Consider the following 24,533-nt stretch of genomic DNA (forward strand, 5'->3'; position numbering starts at 1 on the left):
TTAAAATTTGTAGCTGTAGCCAAAGCAAATTACTTGTGTTTCGTAGTAATTGGCAGAGGTGTAGCTAAAGCCATCACTTTCTATAGTCTTATTGATTATCATAGTATTTAATAGATCAGTAGCGTTTACGAAGATTTCTCCTCGACCATTTTGAATGGTTTTTTTAATTCCTAAATCCAATGAAAAGCGGCTATCAATTTTACCTTGAGGAATTATATCAGGTGCCAGATAAGTGGCGGTAAGTTGAGCTTCAAAATTGCTTGGCAATCGAAAGAGACCATTAGCCTTGGCGGTACCAGAAATTATCTCCTGCTTACCTGCACTAAAAGTGTGTGGAGTTGGATAGAGGTTTTCTACGGTGTAAGCGTCAATCTGGTTGTGATAGGCGTTCAAGTTGATGTTGTACGAAAACCACCCATCTCCCTTTTCGGAATAAACTAATTCTACTCCTGAATTGTAGCTGCGGTTTACATTTTGAAAGATGGCATAAATCAAGGTACTGCCGGGGATGATTGTGGAAATACGCGTAATCGTACCATCTACAATACGGTGATAAGCTGCGGAATATAGAGAGCTGTTTTTCCAAGTGGTTTTATATCCAAGTTCAAATGAATTTGTAAACTGAGGTTTAAGGGCCGGATTTCCCACTTTTACAATTTCAGCATCATCATATTTTGGAAAGATGCGAATGTCTACTTCAGCAGGCCTGTCTACACGCCTGTTGTAAAAAAATGAAAGTTTATTATTGGTATTAAGCTTGTATGCTAAGCGTAGGTTGGGGAAGGGTTGAAAGTAATTATAACCATCCGTTTTGTAGGTATTATGTTGTGCATTTACTTGATAGTTCAAGTCAACATATTCTACACGCAAGCCAATTTCAGCTTCATACTTAGGGCTTTCAAAAACATAGTTACCATATAGTGCAGGGATATTTTCTGAATAGGTGGCTTTGCCTCCTGCGTTGCTATCCAGAGGTGAATTTTGCCCGGGAAAGAATTGCATATTGGTGGGGATATCCCGTTTCCGATATTTAACTCCAGCTTCGACTCTACCATTTTTAATAGGCTTTATGTAGTTGATGTTTAGGTCAGCAACTTTTTCATCGCTCAGCAATTTGAAATGATCATTACCAGTAAATGTGGGGTTGATATTTTCAAAAAAGTATTGCTCATCTTCTCTATGAAAAGTGTAGTTAAAATTTACATCCAGGGTATGTCCGGGTTCTGCAAATTTGTGACGGTACATAGCCGTAGCCATAGCTGTGGTTTTTAATTCATCCTCAAGAAATCGCCACAGTCTCAGCCTGTCAGAATAATCGGAATTAAAGAAAGGTTCATCCCCATTGTCAATAATCTTTTCCCGCCCATACATTCCTGAAATAGTAAAGGTGTTACTCTCATTAATATTCCAATCAAAGCCTCCGGTGGTAGTGAGGAAACCTGTGTTTCTGTTGCGCACGGTTTGTTGGTGTATGATTGTGCCATCATCATAGGTACGCGTTACAAATTCGTTTTTGTTTAAAGTTTCGGTGTATAAATAATCAGCTTGCAGAAAAGCATTGATTTTTCCTTTGCGGTAATTTAGGGATAGGGAAGGGTTAACCTTTGGAGTTTGCCCATACTGCGGCCTTATGGTTGGCAGATTTTCCTTTTTAACCCATAGAGCTCCCAGTCCTCCAGCTATTCCCACTTTACCGGTAAGGCCGTCTTTTTGCTCTTTTTTGTAAATAATATTGATAATACCAGCGCTGCCGTTGGCATCAAATTTTGACGAAGGATTATTGATGATTTCGATACGCTCAATGGCCGATGCGGGAATATTATCTAAACCCGATTGATTGCCAAACCCCGTCAGAGCTGTTTGTTTACCATCTATCAGCACTGTTATTTTATCGCTGCCGCGGAGTTCCAGTTTTCCTTCCTGTACACTTACTCCTGGTAGATTTTGCATTGCTTGCAAAACGGAGCCGCCACTCTGACTTATGTTATCGGAAACTGCATAGGTTTTTTTATCCATCATTGAACTCACCTCTGCTTGTGTTGCAGTGACTTGCACCTCACTCAATGTGGAAGTTTCCTCGGTTAGGAAAATGGTTTTTGCCTCCAAATACTTACTGAGGCTACCTACAAAAATCGCTGTCTTTTGATTTTTATATCCGATAAAGGAAGCTTCCAAATAGTAGTTTCCAGGAGGTACGTCCGAAATGGAATACCGACCGCTTTCCGTGCTTATCGTTCCTCCTACAAAGGAACTGTCATCGGTCTTTTTCAAAACTACATTCACAAAAGGAAGTGGTGTTTTGGAACTGGCATCTTCTATCATACCAGACACGCTAGCTGTGAATTCTTGTGCACACACTATGGATGCCATTAATAAGGCAAACAGGCTTAAACTAAATTTCAACATGAATTTTTTTGTGGAATAATAAAATGGGGAAGGGGTAAAACAGCCCCACCCTTGAAACCAAGCGAGGCTGTCTTTCAATCTAAACTAACCTCAATCAATCTTCATTATCATCTTGTAACTGTTTTTTACTTTTTAGGGAGCCGTCCGTTGCAAAAACTACTTCCCACTCTTCTTTTCCTTTTTCAAGTTCAACTTCATAAGCTACTTCACCATTGGCCATTTCCAGCATTTCGGGTTCCTCTACTTTATAGCCTGAAAATTGAGTTTTGATGGCATTGGTAATCGCATCAGGCAGTTCAGCTACTTTAATCTCGGTCTCGGTTTGTTGCCAATTTCCTTGTAGGTCAAAACCTGCCGATTTTTCTTTGCCATTCATTTTAAACTCAGCTTCCCATTCTGAGGCATTTTCCATTTCCCACTTTACGGACTTGGCCTTGGGAAATTTTTCGTTGAATGATTTTTGAACTTCGGCAGGAACTTTTTGCTGGGCGCAAGCCACTGTAATTCCAAATAATGCGAGTATGATACCTAGACTTAATTTCTTCATGATGTTTGAATTTTAGGCTAAAGTAAATGGCGATTCTAAAGACAATCTGAAGGGGAAGAAAATGTAGTGTTGTAAAACTCAGTCAGAGTTTTGAAGAAAACGGATTGGCTTGTATTCGCAAAATAATCTAGCTTTACAAGCAAGGCCCTGGAAGAGGTTCGGGGCTAATCACATAAAAGATATAAAGAACATGTCAGTATAAGCTAGAGGTACTGACAAGCTGAAGACTAACCGTTCATTACTTGACACATTAGTTTTTTTCGAAAGGCATCCAACGCTATAAAAAACCAAAAGGGCTAAAATTCCCTATGGCTTCATATTTATTTAAGTATTTGCTTAAATAAGCAAAAAGTGTAAATTTGCTTTATGGAAAATAATTCTTGCATAAGACAACAAGCGGATATAGAGCAAGTAAACCGTTGCAAAGACACCGTTTCGGAATTAGGCGAGTCATTCGACTATTTGGCAAATGGACTTTCATTGGTGGGGAACAGCGTTCGACTTAAAATCCTATACCTAATCTTTAAGGAAAAAAGACTTTGCGTTTGCGATTTGAGCGACATTCTCGGAATGAATATTTCTGCTATTTCTCAACATTTAAGGAAAATGAAAGATCGAAGTCTATTAGAAACAGAAAGAGATGCTCAAACCATTTTTTACTCACTCACAACTGAATACGAAAACATGCTAAATCCGTTTTTTGAGATACTTGATGAAAACAAAATTTTAGAAACGATATGAAAAGTGGCAATAAATTAATCGGAGCAGGTTTGTTAACTGCAATTACAGCTTCATTATGCTGCATTACACCTGTTTTGGCTCTAATAGCAGGAACAAGCGGAATTGCTTCAACATTTTCCTGGATTGAACCTTTTAGACCTTATTTAATTGGACTGACAATGTTAGTTCTTGGCTTTGCTTGGTATCAAAAACTTAAACCTAAAAAAGAAATAGACTGTGATTGTGAGACGGACGAAAAACCAAAGTTTATTCAATCAAAAAAATTTTTAGGAATCGTAACTCTGTTTGCAATTGTAATGTTGGCTTTCCCATATTATTCTGGAATTTTTTACCCAAACTCGGAAAAGCAAATAATCGTAGTTGACAAATCGGACATTAAAACAACCGAATTTACAATTAGTGGAATGACCTGCGCGAGTTGTGAAGAACACGTAAATCACGAAGTAAATAAACTCAACGGAATTGTAAACTCAAAAGCGTCTTATGAAAATGGAAATGCAATCGTTGAATTTGACAAAACAAAAACCAACGAAACAGAAATCGAGAAAGCAATTAACTCAACAGGCTATAAAGTAACCGACAAAAAAGAAAACTAATGGAAGTCCAATTAAAATCAGAAATCACTTGTCCTAATTGCGGACATAAAAAAGTAGAAGATATGCCAACAAACGCTTGTCAATTTTTCTACGAATGCGAGAATTGTAAAACGGTTTTGAAACCAAAAGAAGGAGATTGCTGTGTTTATTGCTCATACGGAACAGTTGCTTGTCCACCAATTCAAGAAAGTAAAAGTTGTTGTTAAAAAGCCCTCGCTAAAAGCCATACATGTTTGTAACTGGGACAAGCCAATTCTACACCAAAAATTGTAAAGGAGTATGTCTTTGCCAAGGCTCAAAACCAAGCTGATCGGAATAAATGCAGTGGGTAATCATGCATATAAAATATAGTTGTTGAAGTGCTAAACGCAATGAATGACATAAATTTTAAGGTCTGTCATTAACCTAAAGGTTCGTGATTTAATCCGCTTTATAGATTAACCATTATTTAAACCCCACCACAAAACAATGCTTCCCTTCCGTGTAACTATAGATGATTTCCCAGCCGTAGAGTTCACAAATTTGCTTTACAATGGCAAGCCCTAAACCCTGAGAGCTTTCTGTAGTGGAGCTTTTATAAAATCGCTCAAAGAGCTTTTCGGGATCTATGTTCAACGGGTTTCCTGTGTTTGAAAAAACTAAACGATTAGTTTTTGAAGTTACATTTACCTGCGCTCTGTTTTCGCTGTGGCGGTAAGCGTTGGCCAAAAGGTTTCCAATCAAAATATCGAGCAAAGCAGGGTCGGCCTTTACGCTAAGGGTTTCTTCAATTTCTATTGTTGGAAGGATTTTTTTGGTGGCAAAAAGGTCTTCCATCATTTCCAAATGGCTCCGTAATACCTTTTTCAGGTTCAGTGTTTCTGCAGTAGAAAATTGTCGGTTTTCAATCTTAGTAAGTAAAAGCAAATTGCGGTTCAGCTTACTCAGCCGCGTTGCCGCTCCTTTTATCGTTTCAATTCGTGCAGCAGCGGCCTCATCCAAGGTTGGGCTTTGCCCTAACTGGTCCAAACCGGATAGGATAACCGCTAATGGAGTTTGAATTTCATGCGAAGCATTTTCTGTAAAATCTTTTAATGCGCCATAGTCCTGCTGTACTTTGGATGTCATTCTTTCCAGTACTTCATTGAGCTCGGTAAATTCCTGTACGCTGCTTTCCTCAAATTGAATCGCCTCCTTGCTTTGCAATGAAAAGGACTGAACCCTCTTTAGATTGGTAAAGAAAGGTGTCCATATTTTTCGCGTCAAACGCTGATTGATTATTTGCATAACAATGAGCAGTAATGCCGAAATTCCAAGAAAAACAGCGAATATGATTCCCAAAAATTCCTCCCATTCCACACGCGAGGTAGCCGTTTTTATGCGATACAGGCGACCATCCACATTGCGGACAGTTTCCAGCATTCGGTAATCTTCATACTCGTTTTGAGTATCATCATAAATCAAGGTATCCGAAAACACATCTTCACCAAGGGATACATCTTCACCGCTTAATTCCTGAATGCTAGTGAAGGGGTCGTAAAACTCATGTCCGGGGGAAATAGCTGATTCAATACGCTGAGCTTTTAAGGTAAGCTGTTCATGCAATTCTTCAAGTACCACAAAGCGCAAACTGATGAACAAAATAGAGGCCGAGGCAATCAGCACTGCCACAATTCCAATAAGGTTAGCCCTTGCTGTTACGGATAGAAGTTTCATGGCGTGCAAAGTTTATATCCTAATCCATAAATAGTGGCGATGTATTCAGTTTCTGTGGCAGCTTTAATTTTCCTTCTAAGGTTTTTCATGTGTACATAAAGGAAGTCAAAATTATCAATCAGATCGGCATTTTCGCCCAATAGGTGTTCGGCTAAATCCTGTTTGCTTAGAACCCGATTGGGATTAATCAGAAAGTACTCTAAAAGTTGATATTCTTTATTGGTGAGATCCAAAGGTGTATGGCCAGCCACAACCTGATGTGAGATGGTATTCAAGCTTATTTCTTCAAACTGTATCACGGGAGAACCTTTTCCGAGGTTTCTTCGCACTAAGGCATGAATACGAGCGTTGAGCTCTGCCATGTGAAAAGGTTTGGTGAGGTAGTCGTCCGCGCCTATTTGCAGTCCAACCAGTTTATCATCTAATGAATCTTTGGCAGAAAGAATAAGTATGGAGGTTTGGCTATTTTTTGCCTTGAGTTGTTTTAGCAAATCTAAGCCACTGCCTCCAGGGAGACCAATATCCAGAATCACAGCTTCATATTCATAGAGGGCAATTTTGTCTTCACCTTCGTTAAATGTTGAAGCTATTTCACATTGATATCCTTGCCCTTTCAGGAAAGTGGAGATATCGGCCAAAAGCTCAAATTGATCCTCTATAATCAGCACTTTCATGTAGACATCATTTTTTTAGCAGAGATATGAAACCTTAAGATGGTTCGTAAATGCAAAGTAGCCGATAAAATCTAAAGGAATTCTGAATAAAAGAAAAGTAAGAGATTAAGGTTGGGAAGGAAAAATGAATAATCTGATGTTAAATCTCAATGGCGTCAGTCAATACCTTGTTAGTATATTGAACCAGTTTTTTTTCTTCAATTAATTTATGTGGGGCATTAGTGTGTTGTAGAATGCTGGTAGCACTTTTATAAACACCGATTAAATCTCGATTAGAAGGTTTGCTGAGTAGTAGGTCAACACGTTGCTGATTATCTTGTAAGACAGAGCTTAGAACCTCAAGCTTTTTAGCCAATGCTAAAGCTTTGGTTTCAATCCCATCTTCTGATTGTAGATCAAAAGACACTGCTTTTACCAGGTTTTGGGTGCCGTTTTGCCAGTAGGAATCAGAGGTGAAGCTAATAAGCTCGTTTTTTACTTCTATCTTTTCTTCTTTCACAAAGGCGTTTAATTGACGGCCACCGCTATTGTCGGCTAAAAGTTGCTTGTACTTGTTCAGGATGTATGACTCCGAATGAACCGTGACCTTGCTTTCCGTTAGGGATTTACCATATCCGGCAAGATATTTAGTGGTGAAGTAATTTATAGTTTCAGTCTCATTTTTCCAGATAGGAGCCTGGCGAAAACCATCAAAATAAACAGAGGATCCATTGGGCGTTAGAAACCATTCAGAGATAAGACTATCATAATCATTCAGGTAACTAATAGCCTTCTCGCTAAGTTTTTGAGCCTGACTATTAAAAGATTTTAGCAACGCATTGACACTTTGAATTGGAGCATCTGGAAAAGCATGTGACAATCTTTTGATATGTGGAGGCGCCACAAAGACAACTTTTGGTGAATCAGCAAAGAAAAAAAGCACACCAATATTCAGACTTTCCTCAACCACATGGTTGTGTCTGTATTTTAAAATGCTGTATGAAAATTGCTTATTCATTGTAAAAGCTCCTTGAGCAAATTTATAAACTTTGACGGCTCCTTACTCACTTTGGAAATATATTCCACCCAATCCTGCTCTTTGACGCCCGAAAGACCTAAACTTTTTAGCTGACTTAAAGCGGCAGTTAGATTATTGAAACGAAGTCCTTCTAAATAAAATAGGAAGGAGTCGAAACAGTCATCATTTCTACGCAGTAAAGATTTGCTTTTGTTATATAGTAGATGGTTTTTAAGTATAAAGCTAATTTGGTTTCTATCTGGATGAGCATGAGCAAAAGCACCTTCATGATCAATAACATAAAACTTCTTTTCGCAAAATAACAAATTTGGTTTACGCTTAGTTCTGTCGATGTTATAAATCAACATATCAAACGCGAGGATGGTCGGAATATCATCTTTTGTAAGATAACGCAACTGTAGCGTTTGAGAGTATTCGGTAGCGAGGGTATATTTGGTGGCAAAAAACAATTTACCACTGCACTGCTGTAAATCTGGCAGTTGTTCAGTAGGGATAGTAGCTTTAAAGGACTCGGAGAGTTTAATTAAAGCGATATCTGGGGTGGGCAAGTCCATTTCTTTTGCCAAGATGGAACCCATTACCTCGTGCGCAATAAAATTTTGTTGCTGCAAAAATTTATCAGGGAAAAGCTTCATCACGTATAATTCAGGGTTTGCTTTACCAGTATCTACCTCAATGAGCCAAGGCCTTGTGGTGCCACCGCCTAAGGTGTTGATGAAACGGAAAGCTGTGTACGAGGGAATCTTCATTAGGCCAATTTACTTTTTATCTACAAAATCTGTTGAAAACCATAATTGCTGGGTAGAACCCTTCTTTCTGAATATTCCAGTACCTAGCCCATCAGTTTCAATAAGATAAAGCTCAGTTTCTTCTCTAATCAATACCAATTCACCTTGAATCATGAGTAAACTCAGTGCTTCATTGTCATTATCTAAGGCATATTGAAACATATCATTATAGGCTGCTTTGCTAGTGGCAGCATACGTTGTTCTATTTGCATAGTATGTAACTCTGCTGCTTTCGGAGTCTGAAAAGAGGAATACAGCTAATAGGAATACGATAATGAGGCCTGAAAAAAAAGCACATCCAACAGGAAGCTTCTTTTGATTTGGATTTTCAATTTTGGTGTACTTAGTCTCAGCCTTTTTTTTCTCCGTTCTGCCTCTATGGGATAAGGGTATAAACCACTGCCTTGGTTTCTCGGTTGTTTGGTAGGCATGAGGTATTTCTCCATTTTCCAATAACCGCTTCAATTCACCGTTGCTTCTTTCAACTTTGGTCATCATAGAGTGACGGATTAGAAGAGTATTAGCCTGGGCGAGGCTTAAGCAATCCTTTTCAGATTGAATTAATTCCGTGTCTATTGCCTTAATTATGTTTACTGCTGATTCCATTCTCAACTATTCTCCACAACTTCAATTTCCTCCTCAGTAAGGCCGTACAGCGCATACACCATTTGGTCTATTTCTTTATCCAGTGTATCAATTTGGGCTTGCAGAGCTTGCACCTGTTGTTTTTGCTGGTTGAAGTAAGGCATCCACTCGGCTTCTTCGGCCAGGCTTAGTTTTACCTTGGCTTTTTGTAGTTCTTTCAAAAAGCCCTTGAAATCTAATGAGGGCCAGTTTTGGAGCTTACCAGAAAGTTTTTCCATTGGATAGCGATTAGTAAGCACTTGCAATAAACTCTGTTGCGTTTGCTGAATAGTTTCTGTGTTGACAATTATCTGATCGCAACGTTCCTCAAACTGAGCTTCATTAGCTAAAGGAGGGATTGGTATTTGCTCAAAGTATTGTGGCTTAACCTCTATGTAACCACCGCTTCTTACCACACAAATTGACTTGAGAAATTCCCAAATTAGTTTCGAGTTTATGATGCATAGAAGTGCTTTACTGTCAGAAGGCAGAATTACGGATGGAGCATTAATGTAGTATCCGCTTAAATCCAAAGAAAATTTACTCCTGTTTTGAAGGTTTGGCCAAGTTATCTTCCCCGCTTCAAATTTTTTATAATAGTCAACAGAGTCTTGAATCTCAAACCATTTGTACGGGCCTGCTTTTCGTCCAACTTTTATTTCTGGACTATTCCGTGGAGTAAGTCTCTCTTTGAATTGTTCTAAGTATGTTTTTATAGCGGGAAAGTCCTCTATAATTGTGCCTCTTCTGGTGAAGATTAAGAACTTATCAATTTCAGCGGAGTGCCATTTCGTAAGATCTTTTCCTTCAAAAAATGGTTTAATCAATTCTGAAGAACTGGAATGCTCTTCTTCCAGTTTCTTCTTAGTTACAAGGTCAATAATAAAGGCTTCATTGAATCCAGTCTTTATTCCATAAAAACATTTACTAATGGTCGAGCGGATTGTAGAATGTAATTTTAATTTATCAATAATGGTAGCAAGAGCTACAGAATTAAAACTCCAACTATCTTCAGTTAGAGAAAATTGGTCAACTTCAATAGCATGGTTACTAACAATTTCTGAAACCTGGGCTTTTTTGATTTTACGATAAGTAAAGACCTGTTTCTTGGGTGCAGAATTTTGGGCTATCAAAATTATTGGGTAGGTCGTAGCTCCTTCAAAGATTTGCACCTCAGTAAAATCTATGTATGAATTAAAAGTAACCTGTGACTGCAAGTAACTTCTCAGTTTTACCGCAGCTTTAGTTTTATCAAATGTATTAGAGATAAAACCAAACTGACCACTTGGTTTTAAAATAGCAAAGCCCTTTTCATAGAAATAGGCAAAAAGATCGGATGTTCCTTCAAAGACCTTGTAAGTTTTCTCGAAGTACTCTTTGAAGTCACCCAACAACTCTTGTCTCACATAAGGCGGATTCCCGATCACCACATCAAAACCACCTTTGGCAAATACCTGCGGAAATTCTTTTTCCCATTTAAAGGCTTTGTCGCCTGCTACCTTTACGGCATCTATCAGTGAGTTTCCACATTTTATATTACTGCTCAGCGAAGTAAGTTTGCGGCCACGCTGTGCAGTGCGTAGCCATAGCGAGAGCTTGGCTATTTCTACACTTTCCTGGTTTAAATCTACTCCGTACAGGTTGTTTTCCAAAATGGAGTTTTCAATATCACTCAGTACCAAAGCATCCTTATTGTAGGTGGCGCTTAGTTCGTCAAGGTAGCGGTGCTCGGCTATCAAAAATTCCAATGCCTGGTTTAGGAAGGCCCCGGAGCCACAGGCGGGGTCGCAAATGGTGAGTTGCAGCAACCAATCACGGTACAGCTGCAAATTATTCAGGCGCTTTTTGCTACGCTGCTTGGCATTTTCATACACTTCAGCGGTTATTTCCAGTTCCTTTTTCTTTTCGTCACACAGCTTGCCCAGCGTATTATCTACAATGTATTTGGTGATGTATTTTGGCGTGTAAAAAACACCGTCCTTTTTGCGTCTGGCTTTTTGCTTGTCAAAGTCCACACCCTCAATTTCGGCAGCTACGCTTTCAATTTCGTTGAGGCTGTTTTCAAAAATGTGCCCGAGGATGTTTACGTCTACTTCGCTTTCAAAATCATAAGCCGTAAGTGTAGTGGTATGCTTAAAGAGAAGGTCGTCATCTATCTCAATAGTGTCGAGTACGGGGTCGGGCAAAAACAAGCCACCGTTGTAGGCAAATATGTCGTGTTTAGGGTTTCCCTTGTCCAGGTTGGTAAAGTAAATCTTGTAGCGCTCATACAGCGATTGATCTACCTGCATATTCTGTAGCTGTTTCCATTCCTCGTTGATCTTTACCACCATGTTTCGCGGTATGAGGCCGCGGTCTTCGGCAAAAAAGATAAAGAGGAAACGGTCGAGCAGTTTTTGGGCTTTCTTGAAAAGGGTAAACTTTATTGACTTTTCTGAAAGTTCCTTGAGCTGTGGATTTCTGCGGTTGCGCTTCACCAGGTCGCGATATAGTTCCATCCTAAAGAGGGAGTAATCTTTATACAGCTGCTTGGTGATTTTTTCTTCCTGTACCAGTGAGTCGTCTTTCACCTTTTGAGGCACATCGTTCAGCAAATTGTTTTTGTGCAAACACAGGTAGAGCGTAGCAAAGTCTGCCGGGCTAAGATGAAATAGGTCAAACTCGAGCCACTCAACCGCATCATTGATGTAAAATCGCAACTTTTCAAAGTTGGAGGTGATAACATAGCGGCAATCGGTATGGTTGGCTTTGTAGTCAAAGGCTTGTTTGCGTATGCTTTCAAGGTCTTTGGTTTTGGTAGACTTGAGTTCGATTACGGCTACCGCCTTTCCTCCTCCGCCTTTAGCTCCAGCCAAAATAGCACCATCAGCTTTTTGGGCACCGGTTTCATTTTTATGCTCGGTGGTGAGGTTATACTTAGGGTCAGGAAAAAGTGTGTAGCCCAAAGCATCTACAAACAGCTTCGACAAAAAGGTAGCTTGAAACTGTTCTTCTTTGCTCGACCTTATATTTCGTTGTACTTCAGAATTTTGAAAATAGGCAGTAAAGGTTCGGTAAGCTTTATCAATAGCTTTAGAATCCTGCTTGTCGAGATAATCTTTTAGAACCTTAGTTTGAAATAGAGCCATGTAAGGGGTGAATGATATTGAGTTGAGGCGCTATATTACGATAATGAAGGGAAAAAATCAGATACTAAAAAGTTGGATATAACAATAATCAAGAATTGTGTAAAGTAGAAGCAAATAGCGGATAATACCTTTGGTAGAAAGAAAAATTAAAAACTATGAAGGAGCTAAGATTAAAGACAAACATAAAGTGCGCTGGATGCGAGGAAAAGGTAAAGCCATATTTGGATAATATGGATGGTGTGAAGGGGTGGAGTGTGGATTTAGCCAGCCCAGATAAAGTACTCATCGTGCAACTTGATGGGGCGAGAGAGGATGAGGTGATAGAAAATTTAAAGAAAGCGGGATATACTGGAAAACCTGATTAGTAAAGGGTTTTGTTGCTGAAGAACCTCTTGGGTGAAGGTATGAATGTGAGGTGATTTTAAGCTAAATGATGGACTAAATGAAAAAATCCTAATTTAGAGGCCGTGAGATTTATTCTTTCCATAGCAGTTATTTTCAATTTGCTTTTCAGCACTATGAACTTCCATTTTGGGGTGCATTTTTGTGGAGGCGAGTTAAAGAGCATGGCCTTATTTGGCAAAGCACAACCTTGTGCACATGCTGCTCATGATGGTGAAGATGTTCCAGCTTGTCATTCCTCCAAATCGGAAGAGAGTGATTCAAAAGGCTGCTGCGATGACCGTGAATATTTAATGGAAGCATTGGATATTACTACAACAGTAGATCAATACTGGAACGGGTTTAACACACAGCTTCAAATTATAGTTCCCCCTCTTGTGGAGCTTGGAAGCTGGGCTCAGGTTGAGCCTAAGGTAGATCCTGCTTATCTCAATTACAAACCGCCCTTGATAAGGCGGAACATCCCTGTACTTATTCAGTCCTTTTTGATTTAGACTTTCTCGTCTATTCTGTATACCCGCAACGCGAAGTGATTCGTCAGTTGAACGGGTAATCTGTGTTTTTACACATTTCTCATTTTTATTAAACCTATAATTTTTTCAAGATGAAAAGACTATTTACCCTTTTTATAATGCTGGGGCTTGGAAGCCTGGCTATTGGTCAAACCAATGTTTATTTTAAAATTAATCAAATGCTTGCCGGAAGTGCTTTTGCTTACAGCAGCCCAACTGCTAATAATCTGAATGATGCATTTGAGTTCACCCGATTGGAGTATTATATATCTGAAATAAAACTAACCTACGATGGCGGGCAGGATACTACACTTGCTGATACCTATATTTTGGTAAGAGGCGATCAAGCTGTAAATGAGCTGTTAGGTAGTTTCAATTTTACCACTCTTGAGTCCGTAACTTTTGGGATTGGTGTCGATGGATCTAAAAATCACTCTGACCCATCAACCTATGTGGGTGGTCATCCACTTAGCTTTCAGATGCCATCTATGCACTGGGGCTGGGCTGCGGGCTATCGTTTTGCAGCACTTGAAGGAAACTCTGGTACAGGTATGAGTCAAACGTGGCAGTTGCATGCTTTGGGTGATAAAAATTACGATTATACAACGGTAAGTACTGCAGGTACCATGGTAGGTAGCGATCTTATCATTGCTCTTGACGCAAACTATGAGAAAATATTCAAGGATATTACGGTAAACTCTACACTTAATTATCATGGAGAAGATCAGCAAGCTCCCATGGCTTTAGGTAATTTTCAAACCGAAGTGTTTTCTGAAGGGTCAGCTACCGTTGGTTTGGAAGAGAAGGTTGCAGCTACATTTAACATGTCGCCAAACCCATCAAATGGGCAGGTAAATGTGATTATGGAGAATAGTAACACCAGTTCGAGTTCCATCATCGTGAGCGACATCACTGGCCGTAAAGTACTGGAGCAATCCTTGAATAGTTCTGGCCACAATGAGCTAAACATCAAGCATACCGGAATTTATATTGTAAGCCTTACTGAAAATGGGCAGGTGGTTTATACCCAAAAACTAATTGTGAAATAGGAGTATGAGTATGAAGAAAATTGTAATCCTAACACTTGTGGCTGGGCTGGCTATTGTGAGTGCACAATCATGCAAAAAAGAACCAACAAGTGACAGCAGCGTGGAGTATGATACCACACCCTATAGGCTGGCCATTGGCGATTTTGAAGAGCCAAGTATAGCACCGGATAATGAACTTACCAAGCAGGGCGTACTGCTTGGTAGAATGTTGTTTTACGAAAAGAAGCTTTCTAAAGACGGGAGTATGTCTTGCGCCAGCTGCCATCGACAGGAACATGCTTTTACAGATACGGCTAGGCTCTCTATTGGAGTAGAAAAACTTCCAGGAAAGAGGCAGGCCATGGCTGTGTTTAACATGGCGTGGCATAACAATGAATTCTTTTGGGATGGTAGATCACATTTGTTACGTGATCAATCCTTAATGCCCATTCAGGATCCTTTGGAAATGAATGAAACCTTAGAAAATAATGTGGCTAAGCTCAAGGCTGAAAAGCAATATCGTGATCAGTTTATGCGTGCTTTTGGAAGTGAGGAAATCACTTCTGAGAAAATGTCTTTGGCGCTTGAGCAGTTTATGAATTCCATAGTTTCAGTAGAGAGTAAGTATGACCGTTTTCTGCGAGGAGAAGCTACTTTGACTGCAAGTGAAGAACGTGGCCGAGCTTTGTTTTTTGATGAGTTTAACCCAGGTTTTCCTAGCCTTTCGGGAGCAGATTGTGCTCATTGCCATACCACACGAACTTTTGAGAATGACTTATATATGAACAATGGTTTGGATAGCGATGCAAATATGCAGGATATAGGTCGAGAGGAAGTAACTGGTAATGCCTCAGATCGTGGGAAATTTAAAGTTACGTCTTTGCGCAATGTAGAGGTTACAGCTCCATATATGCATGATGGTAGGTTCAAGGCTTTGGAAGAAGTGGTAGAACACTACAATAGTGGAATCAAGGCTTCATCTACAGTTGATCCTGCACTGGATTATACAAGAGTATCAGGCGGGCTGCAATTGACTGCCCAAGACAAAGCCGATTTAGTTGCTTTTCTAAAAACCTTGACGGATGAGGTTTTACTTACTAACCCTGAGTATAGCGATCCCTTTTAATAGCCAATGAAAACTGATTTTACAGGAAATAGGAGAATATTGGTGGCAGCAATTTTGTTGCCATCCATATTCTTTTTGGCTTGTAAGAAGGAAGCCATACCGCAGCTACAGGGTAGAGGTATAATGGTTATTCCAGAAGGCTTTCCTGAAATGCCATTTCCCGAGGATAATCAGTTTAGTAGGGAGAGATGGGAACTGGGCAAAAAGCTCTTTTACGATCCTATTTTATCCGTGGATAACTCCATTAGCTGTGCCAGTTGTCACAAGGCAAATTTGGCATTTGCCGATGATAGGGATTTTAGCCCTGGCGTAGAAAACCGGCCCGGGGTAAGAAATGCCCCTTCACTTGCCAATGTGGGCTATCACCCATATTATTTGCGAGAGGGAAATGTGCCTACTTTAGAAATGCAGGTGCCAGTGCCCGTGCAGGAAGAGAATGAGTTTGCACATAATATGGTGCTCATCGCTGAGTTGTTATCTGCTAATGCGGAATATCAAAAAATGGCGACTGAGGCTTATAATCGCGAAGTAGATCCTTTTGTGATTACTCGTGCCCTTGCTACTTTTCAGCGTAGCCTTATTAGTGGAAACAGTAGATACGATAAGTATCATTTTCAAGGTGATAAAACCGTTTTAAGCGAAAGCGAAAAAAGAGGGATGCAACTTTTTTTTAGTGAAAGAGCCAAATGTGGAAGCTGTCATGGCGGGTTTAATTTCACGGATTATTCTTTTCAAAATAATGGCTTGGATACGGTGTATAGCGATCCCGGTAGAATGCGGTTGACTGGGTTACCGGGAGATGAGTCACTTTTTAAAGTGCCATCCTTACGCAATGTGGAAGTTACTGCGCCATATATGCACAATGGTAAGTTTCAAACTTTGATGGATGTAGTGGAGCATTATAATTCGGGTGGAAAAAATCATCCGAACAAGAGCTCCCGTGTGCAAGAACTGAACTTATCGCAACAGGAAAAAATTGATTTGGCGGCTTTTTTAGAGAGTCTTACTGATGATGAATTTATCAGTAATACATTGTTCAAAGAATAGAGTTAATCGTTTGATAGATATGCAAAATCAACTGAAATTATATAAAGTAAATCCTGAAAAGTATAAACCCAACTTATCTAAAAATGTCTTAATTTGCTATTTACAATGAAAGAGATTGTTTCCATATTTCTAGCCTTCCAGGTATTGCTAAGTTCAATGAGCTTCAATATAGGTATGCACTTTTGTGGAGATAAATTACAAAGCTTCTCTTTGTTTGATAAAGCCACGCCTTGTGAGCATGCTGTGAATAAAGAAGCATCTTCATGTCCTTTTCATGCTAATATGAGCCCTTCAAAAAAGAAGGGATGTTGTGATGACAAAGAAGTAAAAATTGAAGGACAGGAGCATGAGACAACTTTATCTTCTTCTGTTTTGGACTTTAGTCCTGATTTCAAGTTTATCGCAGCCTTTGTGATAAGTTATAGCCAGCTTTATTCTGTGGATGCTGGTCTTTCTTCAAAATTCCACAATTATAAGCCTCCATTGATACGGGTAGATATTCCTGTATTTATTCAAACTTTCTTGATTTAGAATTCTGTTTTGCTAATCTGCGCCTTTCTTGTTGTAGGTGCCGGATTGTTATGTGTTTTTTAAAACCATTCACGCATTACAGATGAATCATGTTAAATAATGTAATTAAGTTTTTTCTCGAGAATAAGCTGGTAACAGCACTCTTGGCGGTATTAATTATTGGCTGGGGAATAATGACGGCTCCATTTGATTGGGAGTTAACGGGTTTACCTCGCGACCCAGTACCGGTAGATGCAATTCCTGATTTAGGTGAAAACCAGCAAATAGTTTTTACCAACTGGCCTGGTCGTTCACCTCAGGATATTGAAGATCAAATCACCTATCCGCTTACAACTTCGCTTTTGGGGATTCCGGGAGTGAAATCTATTCGTAGCTCATCCATGTTTGGGTTTTCCAGCATATACATCATTTTTGATGAGGGCATTGAGTTTTACTGGAGTCGATCAAGGATACTTGAAAAGCTCAACTCGCTGCCATCGGGCTTATTGCCTGATGATGCACGGCCTGCTTTAGGGCCTGATGCTACCGCACTGGGACAGGTGTTTTGGTACACGCTAGAAGGTAGAGATACGGCAGGAAATCCAACAGGAGGTTGGGGCCTTGATGAACTAAGAACCATCCAGGATTTTTACGTAAAGTATGGATTGTCTTCAGCATCGGGAGTATCTGAAGTGGCCTCTATTGGTGGCTACGTAAAAGAGTATCAGGTGGACGTACGCCCTGACGCTATGCGTGCTTACAATGTAGGTCTCCAGGATGTGATGCTTGCGGTGAAAAATTCCAATAGAGACGTAGGTGCCAAAACCATAGAAATAAATAAAGCCGAGTATTTGGTTCGTGGCCTGGGTTATATCAAAACGGTAAAGGATTTAGAAGATGCCGTTATCAGATCCGTTGACAATACTCCAATACGAATTAAGGATGTGGCGGTGGTAACACTCGGGCCAGCTACTCGCAGAGGTGCTTTGGACAAAGGAGGAGCTGAGGTAGCAGGAGGGGTAGTTGTAGCCAGATACGGAGCCAATCCTTTACAAGTAATTAAAAATGTAAAAGGCCAAATTGCCGAAATGCAGGCGGGCTTGCCGAGCAAGGTTTTAGAAGATGGAACCGTTTCTAAAGTAACCATCGTTCCGTTTTACGATCGTACTCAATTGATTTATGAAACCTTAGGGACACTTGAGGAGGCTCTTACTTTAGAAATCTTAATTACCATTATTGTAATAATTGTGATGGTAATAAATCTCCGTGCTTCCATTGCTATTGCCAGCCTGACTCCATTGGCCATTTTGATGGTATTTATAGCCATGCGGTACACTGGCGTGGATGCCAATATTGTGGCCTTGAGCGGAATTGCCATTGCTATTGGTACTATGGTCGACTTGGGTATTATACTCACGGAAAACGTGATTAAATACATTGATGAAGAAATAGGAGACACGCTGTTGGAGAGGGTGTATCGAGCTTCTGCAGAAGTGAGTGGAGCAATTGTGACAGCTGTTAGCACCACCATTGTAAGTTTCATTCCGGTGTTCACCCTCCAAGCTGCAGAAGGGAGGTTATTTCATCCCTTGGCTTTCACCAAATCCTATGCTCTGGTTGGGGCGGTAATTGTGGCGTTGTTTATCATGCCAGCTTTGCTGCATTGGCTTTTTGGTCTTGGTATTAAGCGCAAATCCGCAAGGCAGTGGCTCAGCTATCTACTTATTCCATTAGGCATTATTATCCTCTTTTGGTCAGTTTTGGGAGGGGTTGTAACGTTGCTTTTAGCTCTTGCCGGAATCCTTCAAGAACATAAGCCTTCTGAGCGTTGGTATATAAAACACAGCACGGCCATCGTAGTGCTTATCGCCATTGTATGGGTGCTAGCAGAGTATTGGATGCCTCTTGGTGTTGGTGCAGGTCTTGTTGTAAACATCATTTTTGTAGCCATCCTTTCAGGTTTGGTACTCGGCTTTTTCAGCATCATCATCTACTACTACAAATCCATCCTTAGTTGGTGTCTTTACCATAAGAAGACTTTTTTGAGCATACCCTTAGTGATTGTGGTACTGGGTGTGATGACTTGGTTAGGATTTAATAAGGTATTTGGTTTTATAGCCAATGGTGCAGAAAGTATTGGGTGGAACTTACGCGAAACCAGACCATGGGTGGCGATGAATGAAACATTTCCGGGAGCGGGTAAAGAGTTTATGCCCGCACTTAATGAAGGTTCATTTTTGCTAATGCCTACTTCTATGCCCCATTCCGGGATGGAAGAAAATCTAAAAACCCTACGGGAAATTGACATGCGGGTAAATACCATTCCTGAGGTGGAAATGGTGGTTGGTAAAATGGGGCGTGCTGAAAGTGCATTAGACCCAGCACCCATTTCGATGTATGAAAATATCATCAATTACAAACCTGAATATGCCGTAGGTAAGGATGGGCAAAGGTTGAGATTTGCGGTAGACGAAGATGGTAAATACCTCCTGCGTTCGGGTGAGTCAATTTCAAGGGAAGAGATTATGGCCATGGATCTAGATTTTGAAAAGCTACAGCAGGATAAGGACGGAGAGTATTTTAGAAACTGGCGTGAGCACATTCAGTCTCCAGATGATATTTGGAATGAAATTGTTAACGTGACGAACCTTCCGGGAGTAACCTCTGCGCCCAAATTACAGCCCATAGAAACGCGATTGGTAATGCTGCAAACAGGTATGCGCGCACCCATGGGAATCAAAATAAAGGGGCCGGATTTAAAAACTCTTGAAGACTTTGGATTCCAGCTGGAATCTATCCTTAAAACGGTTCCTTCTGTGAAAAAAGAGGCCGTGTTTGCGGATCGAGTAGTGGGTAAGCCTTATTTGGAAATAGACATAGATCGAAATGCAATTTCTCGCTACGGCCTTTCGGTAGAGGATGTTCAAAAGAGTATAGAAACCGGAATTGGAGGAATGCAGATTGGAGTAACGGTAGAAGGCCGTGAGCGTTTCCCGATAAGGGTAAGATACCCACGTGAGCTGCGCGATGATCCTGAAAAAATCAAAGAGATTTTGGTGACCAATAAGCAGGGGGTGCAAATTCCGCTGGGGCAATTGGCCAGTATGGAGTTTGTAAAAGGGCCACAGGTTATCAAAAGTGAAGAAACCTTTTTGACCAGTTATGTACTGTTTGATAAAACGGGTGACTACTCTGAAGTAACGGTGGTAAATGATGCTCAAGATGCGATACAAATGGCCATTGATAATGGCGAACTGGAGGTGCCTTCCGGAGTGAGTTATCGTTTTTCTGGAAACTATGAGAATCAGATTCGTGCGGAAAAGCGCTTGAGCATTGTGGTGCCGGTGGTGCTTCTTATCATTTTCCTCATCCTGTATTTTCAGTTTAGATCTGTTACCACATCCATGATGGTTTTTAGCGGGATTGCCGTAGCCTTTGCAGGCGGTTTCATCATGCTGTGGCTTTATGGCCAAGATTGGTTTATGAACTTCCAGCTTTTTGGAACTGACCTTAGAAACTTATTTCAGGTAAAAACCATAAACCTGAGCGTGGCCGTTTGGGTTGGGTTTATAGCTCTGTTTGGCATTGCTACCGATGATGGTGTACTGATGGCCACTTATTTAGATCAACGTTTTGCAAAAGAGGTGGACAAAACGAGAGAGGGTATCAGAGCAGCGGTGATTGAGGCTGGTCAGCGCAGAGTACGTCCGGCATTAATGACCACAGCTACCACGCTTATTGCGCTTGTGCCTATTCTTACTTCCAGCGGAAAAGGATCGGATATAATGATACCTATGGCCATTCCTGCTTTTGGAGGGATGACGATTGCTACCATCACCATTTTTGTGGTACCCGTGATTTACTCCATGTGGGTGGAAAGGAAATTATTGAATAAGCAAAGCGAGGAAAGTAGTGCTCTGTAAGGACTTTAAAAATTAGAAAATGAAAAAGACTTGGTTCATAGCATTTTGGTTTTTGACACTTCAAGCAGGTGCTCAAGACCCTTTACAGGAATATTTATCGCAAGCGGCAGAAAATAACCTTGGCCTTCAGGCAAAATATACCGCTTTTGAAGCCAGCCTTGAGCGTGTGGCTCAGGCCAGTGGTTTGCCCGATCCCACATTGTCATTTGGTTATTTTATAAAACCTGTAGAAACGAGAGTTGGCCCGCAGCGCATGAAGTTTTCGCTTTCGCAAATGTTTCCGTGGTTTGGTAGCCTTTCGGCACAAGGAGATGCTGCCGCAGCCGTTGCTCAGGCCAACTATCTCCAGTTTATTGATGCTCGTGAGAAATTGATGAGTGAGCTGAAATCGGATTACTATAAGCTGTGGGAACTACAGAAACTCATCAAATTGGAAAGTGAGAATCTTGAAATACTTAAAAGCTATCAAGAGCTTACCACTTCAAGAATAAGTAGTGGCACAGCAAAATTATCTGATGCCTATAGGGTACAAATTCAAATGGAAGAATCGGCTACTAGGCTGAAAATTCTATATGATCAAATGGCTCCCCTGCAGCGAGTTTTTAACAGGCAGATCAATCGAGAAGTGGATGCGATGGTAACATTAATTGACACTATAGAGGTGTCAGAACAGGCCTTGGTTTCTACCGATAGTCTTTCACACCCCAGTGTGGCCAAATATACAGAGCTACAAAAGGGAGCCGAGTTTCAAAGCAAAGCGGCAAAAAAGAGTGGCTTACCTAAAATAGGATTGGGTGTAGATTATGTGGTGGTAGATGAACGCACGGATATGGTGGTGCCGGATAATGGAAATGATGTGGTAATGCCGATGGTTTCTATCAGTCTCCCCATTTGGCGAAAGCAATATTCAGGAGCCATAAAATCGGCTGAGTTTATGAAAAAACAATATCAGCTGGATGCACAAAATGAATGGGATCTATTGGAATCAAAGCGTGATATGCAGTTTTATGAACTGCAACAGGCCAATGATGAAATGAAACTGTATAGCGAGGAAATTACTTTGGTAAATAAAACCTTGGAGTTGGTGATAACGGACTATACTAATGATAGGGTGGAATTTGAAGAGGTGTTACGACTTCAGCAAAAACTTATTCAGTATAAAAAACTGAAGTTGATGGCCTACCGAAAATATTTGGATAAACAGGCTATTATGGAATATCTGAACTACAATGTAAACGAGCAATAATTTAATTAAATCAATATCACAATGGACAAATCAATGTACAGCAAGTTCTTATTAATGATGGGATGTTCCTTCATTTTGATGTATTCAACGATGTTTTTGAATGTGGTAGAAATGAACCACATATACATCAGTCAAACACGAATATTTATGACTTTTTTGATGGTGGCACCGATGGCCATTGTTATGCTCTTATTTATGCTTTCGATGTATAAGAATAAAACGAAAAATGCCATGATAATTGGGGGAGCCATTTTGGTGTTTTGTGTGAGCCTTTTTCTACTACGAAGCCAAAGCACGGTTAAGGATATACAATATATGAAGGCAATGATTCCGCATCATTCCTCGGCCATTTTAGTTAGTGAAAATGCACAATTAAAAGATCCTGAAACCAAAAAGCTGGCAAAGGATATCATTGAAGCTCAGAAGCGCGAGATCGCTCAAATGGAAGCAATTATTAAGAGACTTGAAGCTACAAAATAATGAAGGATGACAAGGTAAAAATAGAGGAGCATGGCCACCATAAGCATCATGATATGGAGCATGACCACAGCGATCATCACCATGAGGGACATGATCATAACGCTATGATAAATGATTTCAAAAAGCGCTTATGGATATGTCTGGTGTTAACCGTACCAGTGCTTTTGTTTTCGCCCATGCTTCAGGATTTACTGGGCTTTAGCATCAGCTTTATGGGGATGACCTATGTTTCGGTGGCATTGGCAACGATTATTTACGTGTACGGTGGTTGGCCATTTCTCAAAGGACTGGTTAGCGACCTGAAGGCTGGTGGCCCTGGGATGATGACGCTGATTGCCATCGCTATCTCTGTGGCTTGGGTATATAGCACGGCTGTTTCTTTTGGCCTTAGCGGAAAAGTCTTTTACTGGGAGTTGGTAACACTTATTGACATCATGCTGCTTGGTCATTGGCTGGAAATGAAATCGGTGATGGGGGCTTCCAAGGCTTTGGAGAAATTAGCTCAGCTTATGCCCGCTTCTGCCCACTTGATGGAAGGCAATGAAACCAAAGAGGTTAAAATTAATGATCTTAAAAAGGGAGATTTAATTCTGATAAAGCCAGGCGAGAAAATTCCCGCAGATGGGCGGATAAAAGAAGGACACACTGAGCTGAACGAAAGTGCCCTGACGGGCGAAAGTAAGGCCGTGGAAAAAACTACTGGTGACAAAGTGATTGGTGGTTCTATTAATGGTGATGGTGCGCTGAAGGTAGAGGTGACTACTGCTGGAGAAGACAGTTATCTGAAAAAGGTAATAAAGCTGGTGGAGGAAGCACAGAAGACAAAGTCTAAAACACAAAATCTTGCGGATAAAGCAGCCGGTTGGTTGGCCTACATCGCTTTGGCATCAGGGGTAATGACACTTGTAGCATGGCTCACGCTTAGCAATCTTGGATTTGATTTTGCCTTAGAGCGGATGGTAACGGTAATGATTATTACCTGCCCGCATGCTTTGGGATTGGCTGTACCGTTGGTGGTGGCAATTTCCACTGCCTTGTCGGCAAAAAATGGTTTGTTGATTAGAAATAGAACGGCTTTCGAAAATTCGAGGAAGATTGATGCTATAGTATTTGACAAAACAGGAACGCTCACCGAAGGGAATTTTGGTGTAAACCGTGTGGAGGTATTGAAGGATGGAATGAGCGAGAGTGATTTTCTGAAAATAGTAGCCGCAATAGAAGGTAGTTCAGAGCATCCTATAGCCAAGGGGATAGTGAAGGAGGCAAAGGCCCGGGAACTGGAATTACCATCGGTGTCTGATTTTAAAGCTGAAAAGGGAAAGGGTGTAATGGCTAGAGTAAATGGAGGCTCTTATGCAATAGTAAGTCCGGGATATTTAGAAGGTGAGAATATTGATATTCCTAAAAATGCTTTTAATGAAGATGTAGAAACGGTGGTGTTTGTACTAAAAGACAAAGAGTTAATTGGCTTTGTTTCTCTGGCAGATCAAATACGTGAAGAGAGTAGAGCAGCCATAGAGCAGTTAAAAGAGGTAGGTATAAAAGTGTATATGGCAACGGGCGACAATGAGCAAACAGCCAAAGCTGTGGCCGGGAAACTCTCATTGGATGGCTATTATAGTGAGGTGTTGCCACATGAAAAATCAGAAATTATTGAGAAGCTTCAGAGCGAAGGTCATTTTGTGGCCATGACTGGGGATGGAGTGAATGATGCTCCGGCATTGGCAAAAGCAGAGGTGGGTATTGCAGTAGGATCGGGTACCGATGTAGCGGCTGAAACTGCTGATATTATTTTAACCGAAAGTAGTCCAAAAGATATTTCGAGGCTCATACTTTTTGGGAGAGCCACTTATAAAAAAATGGTTCAAAACCTGGTTTGGGCCACAGGCTATAATGTAGTTGCCATTCCACTGGCTGCAGGAGTTCTGTATCAGCAAGGCATAATGATAAGTCCCGCTATAGGAGCAGCATTGATGAGTTTAAGTACAATTATTTGTGCTGTCAATGCTCAATTATTACGAAGAAGTTTAAAGTAAGGAGAG

21 protein-coding genes are annotated in these 24,533 nt (G+C 40.6%); 13 read left to right on the forward strand and 8 right to left on the reverse strand.

Going from position 1 to position 24,533, the window contains the following annotated elements; all coding sequences use genetic code 11:
* Entirely contained in the window at nt 1-2,406 is a 2,406-nt protein-coding gene (locus OWEHO_RS02325) for a TonB-dependent receptor domain-containing protein (protein ID WP_014200848.1), read from the reverse strand.
* Nucleotides 2,407-2,500: 94 nt separating this feature from the next.
* Entirely contained in the window at nt 2,501-2,953 is a 453-nt protein-coding gene (locus tag OWEHO_RS02330) for a PepSY-like domain-containing protein (protein WP_014200849.1), read from the reverse strand.
* Between the two features lie 366 nt (nt 2,954-3,319).
* Between OWEHO_RS02330 and OWEHO_RS02335 the strand changes: the two genes are divergently transcribed.
* The 3 genes from OWEHO_RS02335 to OWEHO_RS18580 are packed head-to-tail and all read left to right on the forward strand — an operon-like array spanning nt 3,320 to nt 4,496.
* Nucleotides 3,320-3,694 carry an ArsR/SmtB family transcription factor gene (locus OWEHO_RS02335; protein WP_014200850.1) on the forward strand — a complete coding sequence of 125 codons (375 nt, stop codon included), beginning with the start codon at nt 3,320-3,322 and terminating at the stop codon, nt 3,692-3,694.
* Nucleotides 3,691-4,290 carry a mercuric transport protein MerTP gene (gene merTP / locus OWEHO_RS02340; protein WP_014200851.1) on the forward strand — a complete coding sequence of 200 codons (600 nt, stop codon included), beginning with the start codon at nt 3,691-3,693 and terminating at the stop codon, nt 4,288-4,290. The genes OWEHO_RS02335 and merTP overlap by 4 nt, the downstream gene beginning before the upstream one ends.
* Nucleotides 4,290-4,496, forward strand: a complete 207-nt coding sequence (locus OWEHO_RS18580) for a GDCCVxC domain-containing (seleno)protein (RefSeq protein WP_014200852.1) — start codon at nt 4,290-4,292, stop codon at nt 4,494-4,496. The genes merTP and OWEHO_RS18580 overlap by 1 nt, the downstream gene beginning before the upstream one ends.
* Nucleotides 4,497-4,734: 238 nt before the next feature.
* On the opposite strand, the gene OWEHO_RS02345 is transcribed toward OWEHO_RS18580, so the two are convergent.
* The 6 genes from OWEHO_RS02345 to OWEHO_RS02370 all read right to left on the reverse strand — a co-directional run bounded on the left by OWEHO_RS02345 (nt 4,735) and on the right by OWEHO_RS02370 (nt 12,217).
* Complete coding sequence (locus tag OWEHO_RS02345) at nt 4,735-5,985, reverse strand: sensor histidine kinase (protein ID WP_014200853.1); 1,251 nt, start codon at nt 5,983-5,985, stop codon at nt 4,735-4,737.
* A complete protein-coding gene (locus tag OWEHO_RS02350) occupies nt 5,982-6,659 on the reverse strand; it encodes a response regulator transcription factor (RefSeq protein WP_014200854.1) in 678 nt (225 codons plus the stop codon). The genes OWEHO_RS02345 and OWEHO_RS02350 overlap by 4 nt, the downstream gene beginning before the upstream one ends.
* Nucleotides 6,660-6,798: 139 nt before the next feature.
* The gene (locus OWEHO_RS02355) at nt 6,799-7,656 is read right to left on the reverse strand and encodes a DUF3037 domain-containing protein (RefSeq protein ID WP_014200855.1); all 858 of its coding nucleotides are present in this window, start codon (nt 7,654-7,656) and stop codon (nt 6,799-6,801) included.
* A complete protein-coding gene (locus OWEHO_RS02360) occupies nt 7,653-8,426 on the reverse strand; it encodes a HipA family kinase (protein WP_014200856.1) in 774 nt (257 codons plus the stop codon). The genes OWEHO_RS02355 and OWEHO_RS02360 overlap by 4 nt, the downstream gene beginning before the upstream one ends.
* A gap of 9 nt (nt 8,427-8,435) precedes the next feature.
* Nucleotides 8,436-9,071 carry a hypothetical protein gene (locus OWEHO_RS02365; protein WP_014200857.1) on the reverse strand — a complete coding sequence of 212 codons (636 nt, stop codon included), beginning with the start codon at nt 9,069-9,071 and terminating at the stop codon, nt 8,436-8,438.
* Between the two features lie 2 nt (nt 9,072-9,073).
* On the reverse strand, nt 9,074-12,217 hold the full coding sequence (locus OWEHO_RS02370; protein WP_014200858.1) for an Eco57I restriction-modification methylase domain-containing protein: 3,144 nt from the start codon (nt 12,215-12,217) through the stop codon (nt 9,074-9,076).
* A 155-nt stretch (nt 12,218-12,372) separates the two neighbouring features.
* On the opposite strand from OWEHO_RS02370, the gene OWEHO_RS02375 reads away from it, so the two are divergent.
* From OWEHO_RS02375 to OWEHO_RS02420, 10 genes are all read left to right on the forward strand, one after another.
* Complete coding sequence (locus tag OWEHO_RS02375; RefSeq protein WP_014200859.1) at nt 12,373-12,582, forward strand: heavy-metal-associated domain-containing protein; 210 nt, start codon at nt 12,373-12,375, stop codon at nt 12,580-12,582.
* A gap of 102 nt (nt 12,583-12,684) precedes the next feature.
* Nucleotides 12,685-13,113, forward strand: coding sequence for an HYC_CC_PP family protein (locus OWEHO_RS02380; protein WP_014200860.1), 429 nt, complete (start codon nt 12,685-12,687; stop codon nt 13,111-13,113).
* 110 nt (nt 13,114-13,223) lie between these two features.
* Nucleotides 13,224-14,180, forward strand: coding sequence for an MbnP family protein (locus OWEHO_RS02385; RefSeq protein WP_014200861.1), 957 nt, complete (start codon nt 13,224-13,226; stop codon nt 14,178-14,180).
* Between the two features lie 10 nt (nt 14,181-14,190).
* Nucleotides 14,191-15,285, forward strand: a complete 1,095-nt coding sequence (locus OWEHO_RS02390; protein ID WP_143764468.1) for a cytochrome-c peroxidase — start codon at nt 14,191-14,193, stop codon at nt 15,283-15,285.
* A gap of 6 nt (nt 15,286-15,291) precedes the next feature.
* Nucleotides 15,292-16,332 carry a cytochrome-c peroxidase gene (locus OWEHO_RS02395; protein WP_014200863.1) on the forward strand — a complete coding sequence of 347 codons (1,041 nt, stop codon included), beginning with the start codon at nt 15,292-15,294 and terminating at the stop codon, nt 16,330-16,332.
* 105 nt (nt 16,333-16,437) lie between these two features.
* Nucleotides 16,438-16,863, forward strand: coding sequence for an HYC_CC_PP family protein (locus OWEHO_RS02400; protein WP_014200864.1), 426 nt, complete (start codon nt 16,438-16,440; stop codon nt 16,861-16,863).
* A gap of 89 nt (nt 16,864-16,952) precedes the next feature.
* Nucleotides 16,953-20,765, forward strand: coding sequence for an efflux RND transporter permease subunit (locus OWEHO_RS02405; protein ID WP_014200865.1), 3,813 nt, complete (start codon nt 16,953-16,955; stop codon nt 20,763-20,765).
* A 19-nt stretch (nt 20,766-20,784) separates the two neighbouring features.
* Nucleotides 20,785-22,011, forward strand: a complete 1,227-nt coding sequence (locus OWEHO_RS02410) for a TolC family protein (protein ID WP_014200866.1) — start codon at nt 20,785-20,787, stop codon at nt 22,009-22,011.
* 21 nt (nt 22,012-22,032) lie between these two features.
* Nucleotides 22,033-22,491, forward strand: coding sequence for a DUF305 domain-containing protein (locus OWEHO_RS02415; protein ID WP_014200867.1), 459 nt, complete (start codon nt 22,033-22,035; stop codon nt 22,489-22,491).
* Nucleotides 22,491-24,527: a copper-translocating P-type ATPase gene (locus OWEHO_RS02420; protein WP_014200868.1), complete on the forward strand. Its 2,037-nt coding sequence runs from the start codon at nt 22,491-22,493 to the stop codon at nt 24,525-24,527. Before OWEHO_RS02415 ends, OWEHO_RS02420 begins: the two co-directional genes overlap by 1 nt.
* The last annotated feature ends 6 nt before the right edge of the window (nt 24,528-24,533 follow it).

Origin of the sequence: Owenweeksia hongkongensis DSM 17368, from assembly GCF_000236705.1 — a bacterium.
Classification (GTDB): domain Bacteria; phylum Bacteroidota; class Bacteroidia; order Flavobacteriales; family Schleiferiaceae; genus Owenweeksia; species Owenweeksia hongkongensis.